The sequence below is a fragment of the Cupriavidus sp. UYPR2.512 genome (assembly GCF_000379565.1).
Classification (GTDB): domain Bacteria; phylum Pseudomonadota; class Gammaproteobacteria; order Burkholderiales; family Burkholderiaceae; genus Cupriavidus.
The window spans coordinates 31,418-51,703 of sequence record NZ_KB903064.1; the positions used below are offsets into that span (position 1 = coordinate 31,418).

Annotated in this window: 21 protein-coding genes; 9 read left to right on the forward strand and 12 right to left on the reverse strand. The window is 67.2% G+C overall.

Annotation, left to right across the window (positions count from 1 at the left end):
* Positions 1-41: 41 nt before the first annotated feature.
* From ttcA to A3A5_RS0119845, 3 genes are all read right to left on the reverse strand, one after another.
* A complete protein-coding gene (ttcA, locus tag A3A5_RS0119835; RefSeq protein ID WP_018312275.1) occupies positions 42-986 on the reverse strand; it encodes a tRNA 2-thiocytidine(32) synthetase TtcA in 945 nt (314 codons plus the stop codon).
* A gap of 107 nt (positions 987-1,093) precedes the next feature.
* Positions 1,094-1,495 carry a dihydroneopterin aldolase gene (locus tag A3A5_RS0119840; RefSeq protein WP_011614433.1) on the reverse strand — a complete coding sequence of 134 codons (402 nt, stop codon included), beginning with the start codon at positions 1,493-1,495 and terminating at the stop codon, positions 1,094-1,096.
* An 86-nt stretch (positions 1,496-1,581) separates the two neighbouring features.
* Positions 1,582-2,424 (reverse strand): SDR family oxidoreductase, encoded by an 843-nt coding sequence (locus tag A3A5_RS0119845; protein WP_018312276.1) that lies wholly within the window; start codon positions 2,422-2,424, stop codon positions 1,582-1,584.
* Positions 2,425-2,439: 15 nt separating this feature from the next.
* Between A3A5_RS0119845 and A3A5_RS0119850 the strand changes: the two genes are divergently transcribed.
* Both A3A5_RS0119850 and A3A5_RS0119855 read left to right on the forward strand, forming a co-directional pair.
* Positions 2,440-3,627, forward strand: coding sequence for a class I SAM-dependent methyltransferase (locus A3A5_RS0119850; protein WP_018312277.1), 1,188 nt, complete (start codon positions 2,440-2,442; stop codon positions 3,625-3,627).
* Positions 3,628-3,634: 7 nt separating this feature from the next.
* A complete protein-coding gene (locus tag A3A5_RS0119855; protein ID WP_018312278.1) occupies positions 3,635-3,829 on the forward strand; it encodes a DUF2905 domain-containing protein in 195 nt (64 codons plus the stop codon).
* 9 nt (positions 3,830-3,838) lie between these two features.
* On the opposite strand, the gene A3A5_RS0119860 is transcribed toward A3A5_RS0119855, so the two are convergent.
* From A3A5_RS0119860 to A3A5_RS0119875, 4 genes are read right to left on the reverse strand one after another with little or no spacing between them, the layout of a single operon-like run.
* Positions 3,839-4,693 carry a carbohydrate ABC transporter permease gene (locus tag A3A5_RS0119860; RefSeq protein WP_018312279.1) on the reverse strand — a complete coding sequence of 285 codons (855 nt, stop codon included), beginning with the start codon at positions 4,691-4,693 and terminating at the stop codon, positions 3,839-3,841.
* A 1-nt stretch (position 4,694) separates the two neighbouring features.
* On the reverse strand, positions 4,695-5,642 hold the full coding sequence (locus A3A5_RS0119865) for a carbohydrate ABC transporter permease (protein WP_018312280.1): 948 nt from the start codon (positions 5,640-5,642) through the stop codon (positions 4,695-4,697).
* Positions 5,639-6,667 carry an ABC transporter ATP-binding protein gene (locus A3A5_RS0119870; protein ID WP_018312281.1) on the reverse strand — a complete coding sequence of 343 codons (1,029 nt, stop codon included), beginning with the start codon at positions 6,665-6,667 and terminating at the stop codon, positions 5,639-5,641. The genes A3A5_RS0119865 and A3A5_RS0119870 overlap by 4 nt, the downstream gene beginning before the upstream one ends.
* A 13-nt stretch (positions 6,668-6,680) precedes the next feature.
* Positions 6,681-8,087: an ABC transporter substrate-binding protein gene (locus A3A5_RS0119875; protein ID WP_018312282.1), complete on the reverse strand. Its 1,407-nt coding sequence runs from the start codon at positions 8,085-8,087 to the stop codon at positions 6,681-6,683.
* Between the two features lie 190 nt (positions 8,088-8,277).
* On the opposite strand from A3A5_RS0119875, the gene A3A5_RS0119880 reads away from it, so the two are divergent.
* The 6 genes from A3A5_RS0119880 to A3A5_RS0119905 are packed head-to-tail and all read left to right on the forward strand — an operon-like array spanning position 8,278 to position 13,546.
* Positions 8,278-9,561: an amino acid ABC transporter substrate-binding protein gene (locus A3A5_RS0119880; RefSeq protein WP_018312283.1), complete on the forward strand. Its 1,284-nt coding sequence runs from the start codon at positions 8,278-8,280 to the stop codon at positions 9,559-9,561.
* A gap of 25 nt (positions 9,562-9,586) precedes the next feature.
* Complete coding sequence (locus A3A5_RS0119885) at positions 9,587-10,483, forward strand: branched-chain amino acid ABC transporter permease (protein ID WP_018312284.1); 897 nt, start codon at positions 9,587-9,589, stop codon at positions 10,481-10,483.
* A complete protein-coding gene (locus A3A5_RS0119890; protein ID WP_018312285.1) occupies positions 10,480-11,493 on the forward strand; it encodes a branched-chain amino acid ABC transporter permease in 1,014 nt (337 codons plus the stop codon). Before A3A5_RS0119885 ends, A3A5_RS0119890 begins: the two co-directional genes overlap by 4 nt.
* Positions 11,490-12,236, forward strand: coding sequence for an ABC transporter ATP-binding protein (locus tag A3A5_RS0119895; protein ID WP_018312286.1), 747 nt, complete (start codon positions 11,490-11,492; stop codon positions 12,234-12,236). Before A3A5_RS0119890 ends, A3A5_RS0119895 begins: the two co-directional genes overlap by 4 nt.
* On the forward strand, positions 12,233-13,066 hold the full coding sequence (locus A3A5_RS0119900; RefSeq protein ID WP_018312287.1) for an ABC transporter ATP-binding protein: 834 nt from the start codon (positions 12,233-12,235) through the stop codon (positions 13,064-13,066). Before A3A5_RS0119895 ends, A3A5_RS0119900 begins: the two co-directional genes overlap by 4 nt.
* Positions 13,067-13,108: 42 nt before the next feature.
* Complete coding sequence (locus tag A3A5_RS0119905; RefSeq protein ID WP_018312288.1) at positions 13,109-13,546, forward strand: universal stress protein; 438 nt, start codon at positions 13,109-13,111, stop codon at positions 13,544-13,546.
* Here A3A5_RS0119905 and A3A5_RS0119910 read toward each other — a convergent pair.
* The 4 genes from A3A5_RS0119910 to A3A5_RS0119925 form a co-directional block, all read right to left on the reverse strand.
* Positions 13,543-14,778 (reverse strand): multifunctional CCA addition/repair protein, encoded by a 1,236-nt coding sequence (locus A3A5_RS0119910; protein WP_018312289.1) that lies wholly within the window; start codon positions 14,776-14,778, stop codon positions 13,543-13,545. The genes A3A5_RS0119905 and A3A5_RS0119910 overlap by 4 nt on opposite strands.
* Before the next feature lie 56 nt (positions 14,779-14,834).
* Entirely contained in the window at positions 14,835-15,533 is a 699-nt protein-coding gene (locus A3A5_RS0119915) for a glutathione S-transferase family protein (RefSeq protein WP_018312290.1), read from the reverse strand.
* A gap of 198 nt (positions 15,534-15,731) precedes the next feature.
* Positions 15,732-16,754: a complex I NDUFA9 subunit family protein gene (locus A3A5_RS0119920; protein WP_018312291.1), complete on the reverse strand. Its 1,023-nt coding sequence runs from the start codon at positions 16,752-16,754 to the stop codon at positions 15,732-15,734.
* 103 nt (positions 16,755-16,857) lie between these two features.
* Positions 16,858-18,810, reverse strand: a complete 1,953-nt coding sequence (locus tag A3A5_RS0119925; RefSeq protein WP_018312292.1) for a lytic transglycosylase domain-containing protein — start codon at positions 18,808-18,810, stop codon at positions 16,858-16,860.
* Positions 18,811-18,916: 106 nt separating this feature from the next.
* Here A3A5_RS0119925 and A3A5_RS0119930 point away from each other — a divergent pair, with 106 nt between their 5' ends.
* Positions 18,917-19,501, forward strand: a complete 585-nt coding sequence (locus A3A5_RS0119930; protein ID WP_026200938.1) for a 5-formyltetrahydrofolate cyclo-ligase — start codon at positions 18,917-18,919, stop codon at positions 19,499-19,501.
* On the opposite strand, the gene A3A5_RS0119935 is transcribed toward A3A5_RS0119930, so the two are convergent.
* The gene (locus A3A5_RS0119935; protein WP_018312294.1) at positions 19,498-20,265 is read right to left on the reverse strand and encodes a Mut7-C RNAse domain-containing protein; all 768 of its coding nucleotides are present in this window, start codon (positions 20,263-20,265) and stop codon (positions 19,498-19,500) included. The genes A3A5_RS0119930 and A3A5_RS0119935 overlap by 4 nt on opposite strands.
* Positions 20,266-20,286: the final 21 nt, after the last annotated feature.

Below are 20,286 nucleotides of genomic sequence, written 5' to 3' on the forward strand. Positions count from 1 at the left end.
AGCGGGAGCAGACAACCGGCAAGCTTACGCTGTCGGCAGTCTTACTGCGTGCCGGCCTGCTCCGCCGCCGGTGCCGCGGCAGCCGCGGGCGGGCGCTCGAAGCGCACGAACTCCATCCGGTTCTCTTCCACGTTGCCGGCAAACATCAGCGGCTGCTGCTGGAAGGTGGTTTCGCCGAACAGTGACGCTTCATCCACCTTGGCCAGGCCGGTGGCCAGCCCGGTGAACGGGAACAGGTCGGTATCGGCCAGGTGCGACGGCACCACGTTGCGCAGCGCCGCGAAGATATTGTCGATACGGCCCGGATTCTGGCGCTCCCAGTCCTGCAGCATCTCGCTGACCTTCTTGCGCTGCAGGTTTTCCTGCGAACCGCACAGGTTGCAGGGGATGATCGGGAATTCCATGGCGCGCGCATACGACGCGATGTCCTTCTCCGAGCAGTACGCCAGCGGGCGGATCACGATGTGCTGGCCATCGTCGGTCGACAGCTTGGGCGGCATCGCCTTCATCTTGCCGCCGAAGAACATGTTCAGGAAGAAGGTCTGGACGATGTCGTCGCGGTGGTGGCCCAGCGCGATCTTGTTGGCGCCCAGCTCCTTGGCGGTGCGGTAGATCACGCCGCGGCGCAGGCGCGAGCACAGTGAGCAGGTGGTCTTGCCCTCGGGCACCTTCTCCTTGACGATCGAGTAGGTATCCGCCTCGACGATCACATATTCCACGCCGACCGACTTCAGATACTCCGGCAGGATGTGTTCCGGGAAGCCTGGCTGCTTCTGGTCCAGGTTCATCGCGATCAGCTTGAACCGGATCGGCGCGCGCTTTTGCAGCGCCATCAGGACCGACAGCATGGTGTATGAGTCCTTGCCGCCACTCATGCAGACCAGCACGGTGTCGCCGTCCTCGATCATGCCGAAGTCGCCGATGGCCTTGCCGGTTTGCGATTGCAGCCTCGTCTCGAGGCGGTAGAAGTTGTTCGAGTGGCTCATGGAGCATCCTGTTGCGTGGCGCCCGCCGGATGGAATGGCCGGCGCGGCGCGAAGCGGCAACATTTTACTTTAGGCGCCCGCAAGCTGCAGGGCGCGGGCAGGACGGCTCAGGCCTGCTTGATATGGAATACCTCTACGCCGACCGAATCGCAATCCGGGTACACGTCCGGCTTCTCGGTCGACACGCGCACCGCGCGCACCTTGGGGTGCTTGAGCATGGCGCGGGCCACGTCGTCGCACAGCGTTTCCTGCAGGTGCACGTGGCCCTGCGCCATGCGCTCGGCCACGGTGTTGCGCATGAAGTCGTAGTCGACCACTTCGTCGAGCTTGTCAGCCTGCGGGGTGCTCTGCGCCAGCGGCACGAACAGGTCGATATTGATCAGCACCCGCTGTTCGCCCTTCTTCTCGAATTCGTGCACGCCGATATTGATCTGCACTTCGTAGTTGCGCAGGAACATGCGTCGGCAGTCTTGCAGGCTGGGGTGGGAAAGGGCGGCGAGCATGGTCATGAGCGGGCTGCTGAGAAGAAAAAGGAAGCCGCGCCCGGCGGGCGCGGCACATCAGGCACTACGGTATTCGGTTGCTGGCTTCCAGCTTACTCGGTCAGGAACATCACGTCGCGCGCCAGCGGCATCAGGTGCTGGCCGCCGTCCACATACAGCGTGGTGCCGGTCACGGCGCGCGCCTGCGCCAGGTAGGCCACCGCCTGGGCGATATCCTCGGGCGTGGACGACTGGCCCAGCGGCGTCACGCGATGCGCGCGGCGGAAGCTCTGCTCGGACTGCTCGCCGGACACCAGCGTGATGCCCGGGGCCACGCCCACCGCGCGCAGGCGCGGCGCCAGCGCCTGGGCCAGCTGCACCGTGGCGGTCTGCAGCGCGGCCTTGGACAGCGTGTACGAGAGGAAGTCCGGGTTCAGGTTGTCCAGCTTCTGGTCCAGCAGGTTGATCACCACGCCGCGCGGTTCGGCGGCCTTGTCGTTGCCGGCGGCGGCGGCCAGGGCCTTGTGCAGTTCACGCGCGAGCAGCAGCGGCGCCGCCACGTTGGTGCGCATATGCGTATCCAGCGACGCATATGAGAAGCTGGTCGCCACATCGTACTGGAACAGCGAAGCGTTGTTGACCAGGCAAGTGGGCACGCCCAGCGCGGCGGCGCAATCGGCCACCAGGCGGCCGGTGGCGGCCTCGTCGGCCAGGTCGGCGCGCAGCACCGCGGCACGGCGGCCCAGCGCGCGGATCTGCGCGGCCAGGGCCTCGGCCTCGTCCACCGAGCGATGGCAGTGCACGGCCACGTCCCAGCCCTGCGCGGCCAGTTCAAGCGCGATGGCGCGGCCCAGGCGGCGCGCGCCACCGGTCACCAGCGCCACGCCGCGGGCGGTGGCGCGCTGGCCACCGGTCTGGTCACTGGTCTGGCTGGCAGGAATCTTGGATGCGGGCATTGCTACAATCGCAGGATGCAGAAAGCCGCTAGTTTACCCCTTCCCCCCGCCGACGCGCAGGCCGCCTCCGATACCCTTACGGCCCGCATTGGCGAATCCATCGACGCGGCCGGCGGCTGGATCGGCTTTGACCGCTATATGGCGCTGGCACTGTACGCGCCCGGCCTGGGCTATTACAGCGGCGGCTCGGCCAAGTTCGGTCGCGATGCCCGCGACGGCAGCGACTTCATCACCGCCCCGGAACTGAGCCCCTTTTTCGCGCGCACGCTGGCGCGCCAGTTCGCGCCGCTGCTGGCCCAGGGCCTGCCGGGCGTGATGGAATTCGGCGCCGGCACCGGGCGGCTGGCGGCGGATTTACTGCTGGGGCTGGAGCTGGAAGGCCAGTTGCCGGAGTCATACGCCATCGTCGAGTTGTCGGGCGAACTGCGCGCGCGCCAGCAGGCCACGCTGGCGCAGCGCGCGCCGCACCTGGCGGACCGCGTCACCTGGCTCGACACGCTGCCAGACGCCTTCGCAGGCGTGATCATCGGCAATGAAGTGCTGGATGCGATGCCGGTACAGCTCTACGCGCGCAGCGGCGGCCGCTGGCATGAGCGCGGCGTGGTGCGCAGCGACGATGGCGAACGCGCCTTCCGCTTCGAGGACCGCGCGCTGCCCGACGCCGACGTGCCGCAGACCCTGCGCGCCATCCCGGGCGACCACGACCTGGTCACCGAGACCCACGCCGAAGCCGAGGGCTTCACACGCGCAGTGGGCGCCATGCTGGCAAGTGGCGCCGCCTTCTTCATCGACTACGGCTTCCCCGCGCGCGAGTACTACCACCCGCAGCGCGCCGGCGGCACGCTGATGTGCCACTACCGCCATCATGCGCACCCTGACCCGTTCCTCTACCCGGGCCTGCAGGACATCACCGCGCACGTGAACTTCAGCGGCATCGCCCTGGCCGCCGTGGATGCGGGCCTGACGGTGTCGGGTTTCGCCTCGCAGGCGCGCTTCCTGATGAACGCCGGCATCACCGAGCTGCTGATGGCACTGGACCCGTCCGACGCGCGCGCCTTCCTGCCGCAGGCCAACGCGGTGCAGAAGCTGCTGTCCGAAGCGGAAATGGGCGAACTGTTCAAGGTCATCGTCCTGACCCGCGGGCTGGATGACAGTGAGCCGCTGACGGGCTTCGCCCGCGGCGACCGCTGCCACGCGCTGTAGGCCGGCCATGCTGCGCTGGACCTTTACCATCTTCTTCAGCGTGATCGTGCTGTCCGCGGCATTGCCATGGCTGCAGAAGATCGGGCTGGGACGCCTGCCGGGAGATCTACGCTTCCGGCTGTTCGGGCGCGAGTTTGTACTGCCGTTTGCATCGACGATCCTGCTGTCGATGGTGGCGCTGTTGATCGGCAAGCTGCTTTAGTCCGCTGAATCACTTGATTGCGCCGACGGTAAACCCGGCAACGAAACGGTCAAGGAAACTGTTGTAGAGCGCAGCCACCGGCACGCTGACGATCAGGCAGGCGCCCATCAGGGAACCCCAGAAATAGACATCGCCCCGCACCAGGAAGGTCGGCACGCCGACGCTCACCGTGTACTGCGACGAACTGGTGATGAAGGTCAGCGCATAGACAAATTCCTGCATCGCCAGCGTGGCGCTGAAGATGACCACGGTCAGAATCCCGCTCGACGACAGCGGCACCACCACCTTCAGGAACGCGCCGAAGCGGCTCAGGCCATCCATCATCGCGGCTTCCTCGATGTCGCGCGGCACCGCCTTGAAAAACCCCATCATCAGCCAGCTGCAGAACGGCACCGTGAAGCTGGGGTACACCAGCACCAGCGACCACAGCGAATCCTGCAGGCCCAGTACGCCGATGATGCGCGAGAACGGGATAAACAGGACGGTGGGCGGAATCAGATAGGTCAGGAAGATGCCGATGGCCCACTGCCGGCCCCAGCGGCCCGACAGCCGGGCCAGGCTGTAGCCAGCGGGCACGGCCAGGATGAGCGTGATCAGCACCACGCCGACGGCCACGACCAGGGTATTGAGCACCCAGCGCAGATAACGGGTCTCGCCGAACAGGATCCGCAGGTTTTCCATCGTCGGCGGCAGGTTGAACAGGAACGGGTTGTTGGCGGTGTTGATCAGGTCGTGCACATCCTTGAAGGTCGTGATCAGCATCCAGTAGAAGGGAAACGCGCAGAACGCCGCAAATGCGGCGAGGACGCCGAAATGGGCGCCGCGCGCGGCCCAGCTTCGCCAGGTGATGGCAGCGGGGCGCATTTCAGGTCACCTCAGTGCGGCGCGCCACGGTCAGCAGCACGATCACGACCGCGACCAGCACCGGGAACAGGAACAGCGAGATGGCGGCCCCTTCCGCCAGGTCGCCGCCCTGGATGCCGGTGAAGAAGGCCAGGCTGGCCAGCACCTGGGTGGTGTCGTACGGCCCGCCGCGGGTCAGCACGTAGATGATGATCATGTCGGTGAAGGTGAACACGATGCCGAACAGCAGCGCCACCAGCATGATGGGCATCACCAGCGGAAGGTTGATGAGGAACAGGTGCCGCCAGAAGCCGGCGCCATCCATGGCGGCGGCATCGTGGATGTCCTGCGGGATGCCGCTCAGGCCGGCGAGGATGATCACCGTGGCCAGCGGCAGCAGGCGCCAGACATCCACCACGATGACCGAGGCCATCGCCAGCTCCGGCTGGCCGAGCCACACCGGCCAGTTGTGCGGGCCCAGCACGCCGGCCGCGGCCAGGGTCCAGTTGATGATGCTGTAGACCGGATCGAAGATCCACAGCCAGCCGATGGTGCCGAGCGAGATCGGCGCCACCCACGGCAGCAGGATCAGCAGGCGCACCAGCCATTTGCCGCGGAAGTCCTGGTACAGGGCCAGCGCCAGCATCTTGGCCAGCACCACCACCAGTACCTGCGACACCAGCGTGAAGACCAGCGCGTTGCGCAGCGAACGCCAGAACGTGTTGCTTTCCAGCACGCGACGGAAGTTCTCCAGGCCGACGAAGTGCAGCGCCTGGCTGCCTACCGTGGCATCCGAAAGGCTGTAGTAGATCGAGAGCATGAACGGAAAGCCGACCAGCAGCGCGATGTAGATCACCGCCGGGGCGAGCATGGCGCGGCCGAGCCAGCGGTCGTCGTCAGTCAGGCGCGGCGCTGGCTGCAACGCCAGGTCCGCCGCCGGCTGCCCGGTGGCGATGTGCAGGGGCTTCACGGCGCGGCTCCCAGGCTGGAACCGGATTTCGCATCGAAGCGGCGCAGGTCGCGCTCGCGCACCACGAAGCGGTGGCCGGTGCCGGCCTCGATCGGGACCGTCACCGTGCAGGGAATGCGCGAAACCACGCTGGCCGGCGGCAGCGGCGCTTCCAGCTTGCCGTACACCAGACGGTCCGAGCCCAGGTTCTCGATGCGCGTCACGTCCACGGCAAAGGCTCGCAGCGCATCCTCCGCGGGATAGGCTTCGCGCGGCAGGAAATGCTCGGGCCGGAACCCGGTCACGACCCCGTCGGCCTCGACCAGGTTCATCGGCGGCGAGCCGATAAAGGTGGCAACGAAGAGATTGGCGGGATGCTCATAGACCTCCTGCGGCGTGCCGATCTGGTGAATCCTGCCGTGGTCGAGGATGGCGATGCGGTCGCCCAGGCCCAGCGCCTCGATCTGGTCATGGGTTACGTAGATGGTGGTAATGGCCAGCCGGCGCTGGAACCGTTGCAGTTCGTCGCGCGCCGAGGTCCGCAGCTTGGCGTCAAGGTTGGACAAGGGCTCGTCGAGCAGGAACGCCACCGGCTCGCGCACCACCGCGCGCGCCAGCGCCACCCGCTGGCGCTCGCCGCCGGACAGCTGGCGCGGCTTGCGCTGCAGCAGAGGGCCGATGCCGAACAATTGCGCGGCCCAGTCCACCTTGCGCCCGGCCTCCTCGCGCGACATGTGCCTGGCCCGCAGCGGGAAGGCGATGTTGTCGAACACATTGAGGTGCGGGTACAGGGCGTAGCTCTGGAACACCATCGCCATATTGCGCAGCCTGGGAGGCAGCGCCGTGACGACGCGGCCATCCACCAGGATATCGCCGCGGCTGGGCGCCTCGAGCCCGGCAATCAGGCGCAGCAGCGTGGTCTTGCCGGAGCCGGACGGCCCCAGCAGGACCAGGAACTCGGCATCGCGGGCGCCAAGGTCGACATTGTCGACCGCGTTGGCGCCATCGAAATGCTTGGTGAGCGAGCGAACTTCTACGGTAGCCATATCCGGCCGCGCGCTACACCATGCCCTTGTCGCGCCACTTGGCGAAGATGCGCTTGCATGCGGCATCGGCGATCCGGACCGCGTTCTCCGGCGTCTCGTCGCCCGTGGCGGCCTTGGCGAACATGGTGTTGAGGACCCAGGTATTGAAGATCTCATCGATGGCCGCGTTGGCGTAGCCGGGGTAGCCGACATTGGTCGCCTGGTTCATCAGCGCGCCAAGCACCTTGTACTTGTCGCGCGGCGTGGCCTTCTGGTCGTCGGCAATCAGCTTCTGCAGGTCGGGCACGGTGCTGGGGAAGCAGGGGAAGTTGTAGAACTCGCTGCCCAGGAAGCCCTGCCGGAAGTTGTCGATATAGTCGACCAGGAACTTCTTCGCGCCGGCGATGTTCTCGGCGAATTTCCAGATCACGTAGCAGTCCATCACGTGCTCCAGCGCGATGCGCCGCACCGGCCCCTGCAGCGCCTGCGTGAGCCAGATGTCGCGCGCGATCGGCAGGTCCTTTTTCTCGGCCTCGCGGGTGATGGAGATGGCGTTCAGGCAGAGCGAGATCTTGCCAGCCAGCATGGCGCGATTGTTGGACGACGGGTCCCATGCCAGTACGTCCGGCGTCATGGCCTCCTGGAACAGCGCCTTGACGAACTTCACCGCTTCCACGGTGTTCTTCGAGTTCAGCACCACGGTGTGCCGTTCGTCCTGGACCGATCCGCCGAAGGCATACAGGATGGCGCGCATCGCCATCGCGGTGTCGAGTTCCGCGGACAGCCCGACGCCAACCGGAATGCCGTGCCTGGCCTTGATCTTGCGGCCGGCGGCGAGGATGTCCAGCCAGGTGTCCGGCGGCTTCATGCCGACGTCGTCCCAGAGGTCCTTGCGGTAGTTGATCGGGTCCGGCACGAAGCTGTCAGAGAAGCCGAAGTACTTCTTCGTCTTCGGGTTGTACGTGCTCTTGATCGCCAGCTCCATCGGCTTGCCATGCTTGCGCTGGCATTCCTCATAAAGCTCGCGATGGTCGATCACCTGCTCCTCGTAGACCGGTGGCGGCGACAGGAACATGAACAGGTCGTGCCCTTTCTGCGCCGACACTTCGGCGGCGGCACGCGTGGCCAGCGCGGGAATGCCGACGTGGTCGACCACCACCTCGGTGTCATTCTTCTGGCCCCACTGCTTCACATAGGTGTCGTCGAACCACTTGTCGTAGCCCGGCACGAAGTGGTTCCACTGCAGGATCTTGAGGGTGTGCTTTGCCGCATGGGCATGCCTGGGGATCAGGAAGGGCCCGAGCCCGGCCGCAAGCCCGACGGCGCCCGTGGTCCGGATGAATCTGCGCCTGCCGGCATTGGTGTCCGCGGTGTCGGTATCCGCATAGGTGCTGGTGGCGACGGCCGTATCGGTACCACCTGGATGCGCTGTCTTGGCCATGGCTATCTCCTTGTACGAGAAAGCGGTCGGCTCCCACCCCGGTTCAGGTAGCCAGCTACCCCATTCTTAAGGGTAGGCTTCATTTCATGAATAGGAAATCCCGATACATGTCATGAAGTGATGGAACCGTGACTTGCAGCCCTTCCCCTTTCCGAAATGAGTCCTAAGCTGGAAAGAGTGAGGAGGTGAGATGAAAACCGCATCCACACGCAGCTTGCCAGCCGGTGCCAGGCGCGCCATCCACATACGCCTTGCCACCCTCTGCGCCCTCGCCGGGCTTGGCCTGGCCCTGTCGTTCCCTGTGGCAGCCAAGGTGGAGGGCGACACCATCGTCCTCGGGGCCGCGGTCTCGCTGACCGGCAAGTACGCCACCAATGGCAAGAACACGCAGGACGGCTACAACCTTGCCGCGAAGCGCATCAACGAGACGGGCGGCGTCAAGGTCGGCGGCAAGGCCTACCAGCTGAAGATCATCTTCTACGACGATGAATCCACGTCGGCCCGCGGCGCGCAGCTGGCCGAGCGGCTGATCAGCCAGGACGGCGTCAAGTTCGTGCTGGGGCCCTACAGCTCCGGGCTTACCAAGGCGATCGCCCCGGTCACCGAGAAGTACCGGATCCCGATGGTCGAGGGCAACGGCGCGGACCGCAACCTGTTCACGCAGGGCTACCGCTACATGTTCGCGGTGCTCAATACCTCCGACTACTACCTGCGCGCCGCCATCAACCTTGCTGCCGAGGAAGCGCAGCGGGCAGGCAAGTCACCCAAGAGCCTCAAGGTGGCCATCGCCATCGAAAACGACAACTTCTCCCAGGATGTGCGCGACGGCGTGGAAGAGGATGCGAAACGCCTTGGCATGCAGGTGGTCATCGACGACAAGCTGCCGCCCGAGCTGAACGACATGTCGGTCACGCTGGCCAAGGTGAAGGCGCTCAAGCCGGACATCCTGGTGGTATCCGGCCATGAAAAGGGCGCGGCGCTGGCGGTGCGGCAAGTGGCAGAGATGCGCATTGACGTGCCGATGCTGGCCCTGACCCACTGCGACTCCGCCCAGATCATCGAGAAGTTCGGCAAGAGCGCGGAATTCGCGGTGTGCGGCTCGCAATGGGACCGCTCGCTCAGCTACAAGGACCGCTGGTTCGGCACGGCCGAGCAGTATGCGCTGCGCTTCGAGCAGGAGTTCCGCTACGAGGCACCGTACCAGGCGGCTGAATCCAGCGCCGCCGTGCTGGCCTTCGCCGACGCCTTCGAGCGTGCCGGCTCGTTCGATACGGAGAAGGTCCGCGATGCCCTGGCAAAAACCGACCTGATGACGTTCTACGGCCCGCTCAAGTTCGACCAGAGCGGCAAGAACATTGCCAAGTCGATGGTGCTGTACCAGGTGCAGGACGGCAAGTTCAAGGTGGTCGCGCCGGGCAAGTGGGCGTCGTCGAAGGTCATCTATCCGGCACCTGCCTCGGCGCGGCGCAAATAAGGGGCTGCTGCGCGGCCTGACGCAGATGACCAATCTCGCGGTCCTCGTCCAGAGTCCTGAGCTGAACCTGCAGCTCGTGGTGGATGGCCTGCTGGCCGGCGCGATCTTTGCGCTGGCCGCCTACGGCATGGCGCTGGTATGGGGCGTGATGAACCTCATCAACGTGGCCCAGGGCGAGCTGGTGATGCTGGGCGGCTATATCGTGATCTGGCTGGTCGGCAAGGGCGTGCCCGCGATGCTGGCCGTTCCGGTTGCCGCGGCGGTGATGTACTGCGTGGGCTGGGGACTCTATCGCATCGTCATCTTCCGGCTCGTCGAGCGCGATCTCTTTGTCTCGGTGCTGGCCACCTTCGGCCTGAGCATCGTGCTGCAGCAGCTCGCCAACCTGGCCTTCGGCGCCAATGTGCGCACGGTCGATGCGGGACTTGGCAGCCTGTTGCTGCCGAGCGGACTAGTGGTGCCGAAGATCAAGCTGGCGGCGTTCGCCGCAGCCCTGGCGCTGGGCGCCGGCCTGATGCTGTTCCTCAGGCATTCGCGCCGCGGCCAGGCGATCCGGGCTACCGCCCAGAACGCGCGCGCTGCCCGTGTGCTGGGAGTGGACGCCGACCGCATCTACGCCTCGACCTTCGCCCTCAATGCCGCCATCTGCGGCGCGGCTGGCGGGCTGGTGGCAATGACCTGGATCATCCACCCCTACCTGGGCCTGCCCTATACCGTGCGCGCCTTCATGATCGTGGTGGTGGCCGGGCTGGGCAGCATGCTGCCGGTGCTCGGCGCGGGGGGCGGGCTGGGCATTGCCGAGAACTATGCCGGCTTCCTGCTCGGCACCGAATACCAGACTGCCTTCCTCTATGCCCTGCTGGTGGCGATCCTGGTGAGCCGCAACCTGATGCTGCGCCGGCGGCGCGGCTACCTGCGATGAACCCGCACCGGCACGGCGCGCACCGGCCGGAATCGGATGCCCCGGCTGCCACGGCGGCCTGGCTGGCGCTGCTCGCGGGCAGCCTGGGCGCGCTGATCGCGCCGTGGCTGTTCGGCGGCATCACCACGCAACTGACCTTTCTCTGGCTGATGGTGCTGTTCGCGCTGACGTGGGATGTGATGGGCGGGCAGATGGGCTACAACTCCTTCGGCAACATCGTGTTCTTCGGCGTGGGCGCCTATGTCTGCGCGGTGGCGCAGCGCGACTTCGGGCTGGGCTACTTCGCCGGCCTCGCGGCAGGTACCGGCCTGGCGGCGCTGGCGGCCGTGGCTGCGGCGCTGGCGCTGGGCCCGGCCATGCTGGGCTTGCGCGGCCACTACTTCGCCATCGGCACGCTGGGCCTGGGCATCGCCTTCGCCGATGCCGCCGCCGGCTGGGATTTCATCGGCGCGGGCTCGGGCATGACGCTGCCGCTGTTCCCGGGTGCCGCCGGCAGCCGCGAGCCGTTCTTCTACTACGCGATGCTGGCGCTGGCCGTGCTGACCCTGCTGTCGCTGCGCTGGCTCTATGCGCGGCCATTCGGCCTCGCGCTCAATGCCATCCGCGACGACGAGGACAAGGCCGAGGCGCTCGGCCTGCACACCACGCGCTACAAGATCCTGGCCTGGTGCGTCTGCGCCGTCTTCCTCGGCATGGCGGGCGCCCTGACGGGCAACCTGGTGGGCTTCATCGATCCGCGCGAGCTGGCCTTTGCCGGCGCCACCTTCGGCGTGTGGATGGTGGTGATGGCAATCCTGGGCGGCAAGGGCACGCTGTGGGGGCCGGTGATTGGCGCCGCGCTGTTCCACCTGACCCAGGAGCTGTTCTGGACTTACCTGCTGAACTGGCAGCGCGTTGCGCTGGGCGTGCTGATCGTGCTCATCGTGGTGCTGTTCCCGACCGGCATCATGGGCTGGCTGCGTGAGACCAGCGCAAACCGCCGCCGCATCACGGGGAGTGCCACGCCATGACCGACCTGCTTGCGGTGCGCGGCGTCACCAAGCGCTTCGGCGGTGTCGTCGCCAACCATGAGATCTTCCTGCAGGTGCCGCACGGCAGCATCGTCGGCCTGATCGGGCCGAACGGTTCGGGCAAGACGACCCTGTTCAATTCCATCGTCGGCTACCACCCGATCGACGGCGGATCGATCGCGTTCGACGGGCGCGAGATCTCGCGGCTGCGCGTTCCTGCGATCGCGCGCCTGGGCCTGGTGCGCACCTTCCAGCAGACGCGGGTGTTCGGCAAGATGAGCTGCCTGCAGAACCTGCAGGTCAGCGTGCCCCATGTGCATGAAGGACTCGCCGCCATGTGCACGCGGCAGTCGCCGGCAGTGACGGAGCGGGCCCGGAAGATCCTGCGCATGGCCGGGCTGCAGGGTCACGCGGACCAGCGCGGCGCCGATCTGTCATTCGGGCAGCAGAAGCTGCTCGAGATCTGCATGGCCCTGATGAACGAGCCCAGGCTGCTGCTGCTCGATGAGCCGACCGCCGGCGTGAACCCGGTGATGATCGACAGCCTGATCGCGCTGCTCACGGACATCAACGCGCGGCTCGGCATCACCCTGCTGGTGATCGAACACAATATGCGGGTGATGATGCAGCTGGCCGGCCACATCTATTGCCTGGCGCATGGTGAGGTGCTGGCGCAGGGATCGCCGGCCCAGATCACCGCCAACCGCGCAGTGGTCGAGGCCTACCTGGGAGGACAACCATGATCAGCGCGCACACCGCGGCCCAGCCGGCTGCCCACGCGCCTGCCGCCACGCTCGCCGCCGCCCTCTCGCGCCCCCGGCCAACCGCCGCGCAACTCGAGCAGCTGGCCGGCGGCACACCGATGGTCGCCGTGGATAACCTGGTCGCCGGCTATGGCGGCATGGAGATCCTGCACGGCTTCAGCCTGCGCGTGGCGCGCAGCGGTTCGCTGTGCCTGATCGGCCCGAACGGCGCGGGCAAGTCCACCGTGCTGCGCGCCATCTACGGCCTGGCCCGGGTCATGTCGGGGACCATCACCGTGGCCGGCGCGCCGGTCACCCACCTGCGCGCCGAGCAGAAGCTGCGGCAGGCAGGCGTGGCCTATGTGCTGCAGGAGAGTTCGATCTTCCCCGACATGACGGTCGAAGAAAACCTGCTGATGGGCGGCTACCTGATGCGGCACCCGCGCGACGCCGCGGCGGCGGCCGAGCGCATCTTCCAGCGCCACGGCGCGCTTGCGCAACGGCGCGGCCAGCGCGCCAGCGTGCTCTCCGGCGGCGAGCGCAGGCTGCTGGAAATCTCGCGCGCGCTGATGATGGATCCCGCCGTGCTGCTGGTCGACGAGCCCTCGATCGGGCTGGAGCCGCGCTATGTCGATTTGGTGTTCGAACTCCTGCGCCATCTGCAGCAGGATGAGGGCAAGACCATCATCCTGGTCGAGCAGAACGCCCGCAAAGGGCTAGCGTTCGCCGACCTCGGCTATGTCCTGGTGGCCGGGCAGCTGGCCATGGCCGGCAGTGGCGGCGAACTGAGCCGGGACCCGGAGGTCGGCCGGCTGTTTCTCGGTGCCTGACCCGGACCGGATGGCTGGCACCCGGTTTGCAAGGAGACTTAAATGTTCAAGCATATGCTGCTTGCGGTCGACGGCTCGGAGCTGTCCGAGGCGACTTACCGCAAAGCCATCGCGCTGGCCCAGGCAATGCACGCCAGCATCACGGCGGTCCAGGTCGTGACCCACTATGACGTGTTGCGCCTGCAAAGCGCCATGCGGCGCGAAGTCGCGGAGCGCTACATGAAAGAGGTGTACGGCCATGCCGAGGCATACCTGGCAAGGATCGCAGAGGAATCAGCCGCGGCGGGCGTGATGTGTGAAACCACCTGCGTCACCCGCGACCACGTCTACGAGGCCATCATCGATACGGCCGGGGCCAGGGGCTGCGACCTGATCGTGATGGCATCGCACGGGCGGCGCGGCGTGCAGGCACTGGTCCTCGGCAGCGAAACGCACAAGGTGCTGACGCATTCGAAGATTCCGGTGCTGGTCTATCGCTAGCTACCGAGCCGCTGCGCCACCGCCGCCACGCGCGCCGCATGAATGCGGTCGCGGATCTGGCTGACCTCGTCGCCGCATGCGCGCGCGATGGCGCCGGCGTCGACGGCCGCCGCTGCGCCCAGCGCAGCCAGCAAGCGCGCCGCCTGGGGATACTCGCGCGCCTCAAAGCCCTTGCGTCCGCGCATGTCGGCCTCACAGGCCTGCAGTGCTTCGGCAAAGCGGGCCGGCTTGCGCAGCGCATCGCAGCGTTCGAGCAGGCGCACCACGGCTGCCGCGCTGAATTCCAGCGAGCGGTGGATATTGCCGTGCTCGCGCGCCACCACCACCGCCAGGTCGCGGCAGTCGTTGGGTACGCGCAGCCGCAAGCAGACGGCTTCCAGCAGCCTGACGCTGCGCATCTCGTGGCCGGTATGGCGCGGCAGCACGTCCTCGGGCGTGGTGCCCTTGCCCAGGTCATGCACCAGCGCGGCAAAGCGCACCGGCAGCGGCGCGCCCAGCGCCGCGGCGCAGTCGATCACCATCATCACGTGCACGCCGGTATCGACCTCGGGGTGGTAGTCCGCGCGCTGCGGCACGCCCCACAGCCGGTCCAGCTCGGGCAGCAGCCGCGCCAGCGCGCCGCATTCGCGCAGCACCTCAAACATACGCGACGGGCGCGCCTCCATCAGCCCGCGCGCCAGTTCCTGCCAGACGCGCTCGGGGACCAGGGCATCCACCTCGCCCGCGGCCACCATCTCGCGCATCAGGCGCATGGTCTCGGCGGCAACGGTGAAGTCCTGGAAGCGCGCGGCAAAGCGCGCCAGCCGCAGGATGCGCACCGGGTCTTCGGCAAAGGCGTCGGAAACATGGCGGAACAAGCGCGCGGCCAGGTCGCGCTGGCCGCCGTGCGGATCGATCACGGGACCGGCCAGGTTGCCGTCGGCATCGACGGCGCGCGCCATCGCGTTGATGGTCAGGTCGCGCCGGACCAGGTCGTCCTCAAGCGTGACATCGGGCTCGCAGTAGAAGGCAAAGCCCTTGTAGCCCATCGCGGTCTTGCGCTCGGTGCGGGCCAGCGCGTACTCCTCCTGGGTGCGCGGATGCAGGAAGACCGGGAAATCCTTGCCCACCGGGCGAAAGCCTGCGGCCTCCATCTGCGCCGGAGTCGCGCCAACGACCACGTAGTCGCGGTCCTGGCTGGGCTTGCCCAGCAGTTCGTCGCGGATCGCGCCGCCGACGGCATACACCTGCATCGTTGTGGCCTCGTCATGGGGCGGCGCCGGGCAGGTGCCCGGCGCCGGCGGTATTTCTAGTGGTTGATGATTATCGCATCGGGACGGTCAGGGACCAGCCGATAGGGTTCGTCGTCGGCCAGGAAGTCGCGTTCCTCGCGTGCGCCGGCAATCCATTGCTGCATTGCCGGCAGCGCCAGCATGAAGTCGGCATAGGCCTTGGCGTCCCCGGCTTCATCGGGCAGGTGGATGCCATAGGTGGCAAAGCGGCTCACCACCGGCGCAAAGAACGCGTCGGCCACGGTGAACTCGCCGAACAGGAACGGCCCGCTCGCGCCGTGCTGCTTGCGCAGCCCTTCCCAGATCGCGGCGATGCGCTCCACGTCGCGCTGCACGGCCACGTTCCAGCCGCGCCCGGGCAGCACCGCGGTCACATTCATCGGCAACTGGCTGCGCAGGTTGCCGAAGCCCGAATGCATCTCGGCGCAGACGGCGCGCGCCACCGCGCGCTGGGCGCGGTCGGCCGGCCACAGGTGCTTTTCCGGGAAGCGCTCGGCCAGGTATTCGGAGATCGCCAGCGAATCCCACACCGTGACCTCGCCATCGACCAGCGCCGGCACCTTGCCCGCGGGCGAGTAGCGCGCGATCTCGGCGGCGAAGCTGCCGGTGAACAGGCGCACCTGCACTTCTTCGAAATCAATGCCGGCCTGGCGCAGCAACAGCCACGGGCGCAGCGACCAGGAGGAATAGTTCTTGTTGCCGATGACGAGCTTCATCGTGGGTCCTTGGGGGAGGAAACGGAGGGAGACGGCGCAGGCGCGGCGCCTGCGGCCTGCAGGACGGCGTGGCGGCCGCGCGCCGGACTGGTCATTCTGCCAGTGCGGCCGCCCGCGTCAAAGTGAATTGCGCTAGCAACCGATATGAAATCCGGTCACATAGGGCGCATCGATGGGCGCACCGGGCTGCCGGGCCCTTCAGCGGTGCACGCTCGCGCGCATATGGGTCAGCGTGGTATCGCGGTTGCGCCCGGCCAGCGCGTCGGTCATGATCGACTCCAGGCTGGCCGGATGCAGGTTCAGTTCGGGTGCGATCGGGTGTTCCAGCACATTGTCGAGCTGCATCGAGTCGAGGTTGTCGCGCGACAGCATCGGTTCGCCCGGCATATGCTCCATGATGCTGGCCTGCACCCGTGCCAGCGCATCGGGCAGCGCGATCACCGGGCGCGGATGCCCGGACGCGCGGCCGGCAAAGCGCACCAGCTCTTCCAGCGTGTAGACCTGCGGGCCGCCCAGCTCATAGCCGTGGCCGATCGTGGCCGGGTTCACCATGGCATTCAGGTAGGCCTGCACCACATCCTGCACGAATACAGGCTGGAAGCGCGCATGCGCGCACGCCAGCGGCACCACCGGGGCCATCTGTTGCATGTGGGCGAACAGGTTCAGGAAATGGTCGTCGGGGCCGAACACCACCGAGGGCCGGAAGATGGTCCAGTCCAGCCCGCTGGCGCGCACGACGCGCTCGCCGTCGCCTTTGCTGCGCAGGTACATCGACGGCCCGTTGCTGTCCGCGCCCAGCGCGCTCATATGCAACAGCCGGCGCACGCCGGTGGACAGGCACGACGCCGCAATCTGCCGCACCATCTCCACATGCGCGCTGGCAAAGGCTTCGCCGTAGGGGTCGGCGCGCTCGCCGTGCAGCACGCCCACCAGGTTGACGACGATGCCATCCACGCCCAGCGAGCCGATAGCATCGTCCAGCGCGGCATTGTCGGCCAGGCCCAGCTCTGCCACCTCTACGCGCGGCAACAGCAGCAGGTGCTGCGCGTGCTCGATATTGCGCGCGCCGACGATGATGCGATCCGGGGCGATGGGGGAATCGGGGTTGGCGCCGGGTTCCAGCGGCGCGCCCGAGGCCGAGGCGGCCCCGGCCAGGCGCGAAACGAGATGGCTGCCGATAAAGCCGGCGCCACCGATAACGAGGACGTTGCTGGTCTGCATGATGCCTCCGTGCCGAAAACTGCACGCCGCGGCACCCGGGCCAGCCCCGGGCCGCCGTGTTATCCCGGCAGGGCCCGTCTTGCCCGCGCCAAAAGGGGCGACTTCAGGGCAGGCTGGTAGTGGTCACCGGCGACGGCGCGACCATGCCCAGGCGCGATTTCAGCGACTGCGGCCGGCCACTCATCAATGCAGCATAGTACGTGGCGTTGGAAAGCACATTCTTCACATAGCCGCGCGTTTCATTGAACGGAATGGTCTCTGCAAAGATCGCGCCTTCCACCGGCCGCGCCAGCGTGCTGCGCCAGGCCTTGGGCCGGCCCGGGCCGGCGTTGTACGCAGCCGAAGCCAGCGTCCACGAGCTGTCCAGGTCGGTCAGCACCATGCTCAGGTAATTGGTGCCAAGCAGGATGTTGATATTGGGATCGGCCATCATCGACGGCGAAAAGTCGTTCATGCCTATCTTGCGCGCGACGTACCTGGCCGTGGCCGGCATCACCTGCATCAGGCCATGTGCGCCCGCCGACGAGCGCGCGCTCATGAGGAAGCGCGATTCCTGGCGGATCAGGCCGTAGACCCATGCCATGTCCAGGCCGACATCGTCGGTGGCACGCTGCATGATGTCGCGGTACGGCATCAGGAACCGCAGCGTGAAATCATGTTCGTTGCGGGTGCGGTCGGCGGAATTGACGGTGCGGTCCAGCAGCTCCAGGCGGCGCGCATACTCGGCCGCGGCCAGCAGCTCGCGGTCGCTCATATTGCGCAGTTCCCAGTTCCACTCGCGGTTGCCTTCGAAGCGCAGGTTCATAGCGTAGAACTTCTGCGCCCGCTGAAAACCGGGGCGCGTGCGCATGGCCATGGTCTCGGCGTCGCTGACGGTGGTGCGTGCCGGCAGCGTGATGCGGTTGCCCAGCTCTTCGCTGGCCAGCTGGCCGTAGAAGTTGAACTGGCCGGCGATCTGCTGGAAGTTCTGCTGGGCCTCGGTATCGCGGCCGTCGGCCTTGAGCGCGCGGCCATACCAGTAGATCCAGGCCGGGTCCTTGGCGCGCAGTTCGGGGCGCATCAGCTCCACCGCCTGGCGCACCTGCTTCCAGTCGCCCTGGCGCAGCGCGGCGCGCACGCGCCATTCCTGCGTGTCATCGGAGAGCCACTGGTTGCCGCCCAGGTCCATCTGGCGGCGGTAGTAGCCGGCCGCATCGGGCAGCAGCTTCTTGGCCGCGAACTGGCCGATCACGCCCCAGGCCGCGCCCTGCTCGTCGCGCGACAGCGTACCCTGGGCCGTGTCGAGGTAGGCCACCGCCTGCAACGGGTCGTTGCGCGCCATCTTGACGACGGTGGCCAGCGTATCGCCATCCGCGCGCGCGTCGGGCACCAGCGCGGCGATCTTGCCGGCCAGCGTGACATAGTTCTGCTCCAGCGCCAGCCGCGCCTGGTAGGCGACATCGCTGCGCTGGATCTGCTGGCCTTGCGCCAGGTAGCCGATCAGGTCGACACAGCCTTCGCCGTAGTACTTGGGGTCGCTCAGCACATTGCGCGCATCGGCGGCCACGTTCTGGCCCTTGAGCGCGCGCGACAGCAGCGCATAGCACTCGACCTGGGTATCGTCCTTGAGCGCGAACTGCGGATATTCGACATCGAAATTGGCCCAGTCGCGCTTCTTGCCCAGCACCAGCAGCCAGTCATTGCGCATGCGGTCGGCAATGGCGTCGCCCTTGTAGCGCTGCAGGAACACGCGCACCTGGTCGTCGGGCGCATCGATGCGCGCCAGGCCGCTGGCGTCGAACAGCTGCGGCTTGATGCGGAAGTACTCGACATAGGACGGGACCGGGTAGTCCACCAGCGTGGCCGAGATCGCGTAGGCACGCTCCGCGTCGTTCTTGCGCGCGGCGTCGCGCAGCGCGGCGAAGGCCTCGTCGGGATCGCTCGGGATCACCGCCGCCTGCGGGCGCGACACCGCCTGCGGGCGCTTCTGCGCATGGACGGGCGTGACAAGCAGTGCACATGCCAACGCGATCCAGGCGGCCCGGCCGGCACGCTGCAGATATACTCCCTTCAGCATTCTTTGCTTCCTTGTCGATGACGGCGGCGCCGGCGCCTGCAACCTTGTGCCCAGCCGCGGCTCCGCCGTCCGTGTTTGGTTCGGACGAGGGGCATTATCCCACGCCATGTCATCCACTCCTGTCACGACCGCACCCGACCCCGCCGCCGCCGACCGTCGTGCACTGCGCACGCAGTTGCTGGCGCAGCGCGCCGCCCTGCCCGCACGCGCTGAAGCCGATGCGCGCATCGCCGCCGCACTGTCCCGATTGCTGGCCGGCCTGGCCGTGCGCTGCCTGGGTTTCTACTGGCCGATCCAGCAGGAGTTCGATGCGCGCGACGCGGTCGTCCGCTGGCTCGCCGCCATGCCTGGCCGCAGCGCCGCGCTGCCGTCGGTCAGCCGCCCGGGCGCGCCGCTGGATTTCCACCTGTGGACACCGGACACGCCCATGGCCACCGGCCGCTACGGCATCCCGGTGCCGGACGGCACTGAGGCCGTGGCGCCCGATGCCCTGCTCATTCCCTGTGTCGGTTTCAGCCCGGACAAGTTCCGCCTGGGCTACGGCGGTGGCTTCTACGACCGCACGCTGGCGGCCATGGCGCAGCGGCCAGTGGCGATCGGCATCGGCTACGAAACCTGCCGGGTACCGTTGCAGGCGCAGCCGCATGACATTGCCATGGAATGGATCGTCACGGAATCCGGCCCGTTCTAGCCCGTTCTAGCCGGCTCGGCCTGCGCGCCCCGCACCAGCTCATCCACCAGCGCACGCATGCAGCGCCAGTGCGAGCCCTCCCAGAACACGCGCCGGCACTGGTCGCAGGTAACAAAGCTGCGATGGCGCTCGAGCACCCCCTCCGGCACGCGCCCGGCCGCGCCGGCCGCATCCAGCGCGCGCAGCGGCGCGTTGCAGTCCAGGCACAGCGAGAACGGCCGCGCGCTGCGCGCCAGGTCCAGCCGCGCAAAGATTTCCCGCACCTGCAGTTGCGATTTGATCGCGCGCACATAGCAGCCGTGGGTGATGCCGCGGCGCTTGAGCAGTTCGCGGTCGCGCGTCAGCACGATGCGGCCCTGGTCAACGGCGATGCGCTCGATCTCGCTGTCTTCAAAATGGTTGTCGTAGAGGGTGTCGAAGCCGGTCATGCGCAACAGGTGCGCCAGGCCGCCCAGGTGCGCGTCGGCGACAAAGCGCATCACCCGCAGCGGCTGCTCGCGTACCCGCAGCAGCGGGGACACATCGAGCCGTTCGAACTTGGGATAGACCGAGACCCGGTCGCCATCGCACAGCTGCCGCTCGAACCCGGACGATTCGCCATTGACCAGGATCAGCTCGACTTCGGTATGCGGCACGCCCAGCGCCTCGATCATGTGCTTGACCGTGGCGGCGCGCGCGCAGGCGCAGGACAGGTCACGCCGGCGCTGGTCCGGCGCGAGGAAGTCGTTCAGTTCCTCGTAGAAGCGGAAGGTGGCGGTGACCATGGTGCCGAGTATGGCACTGTC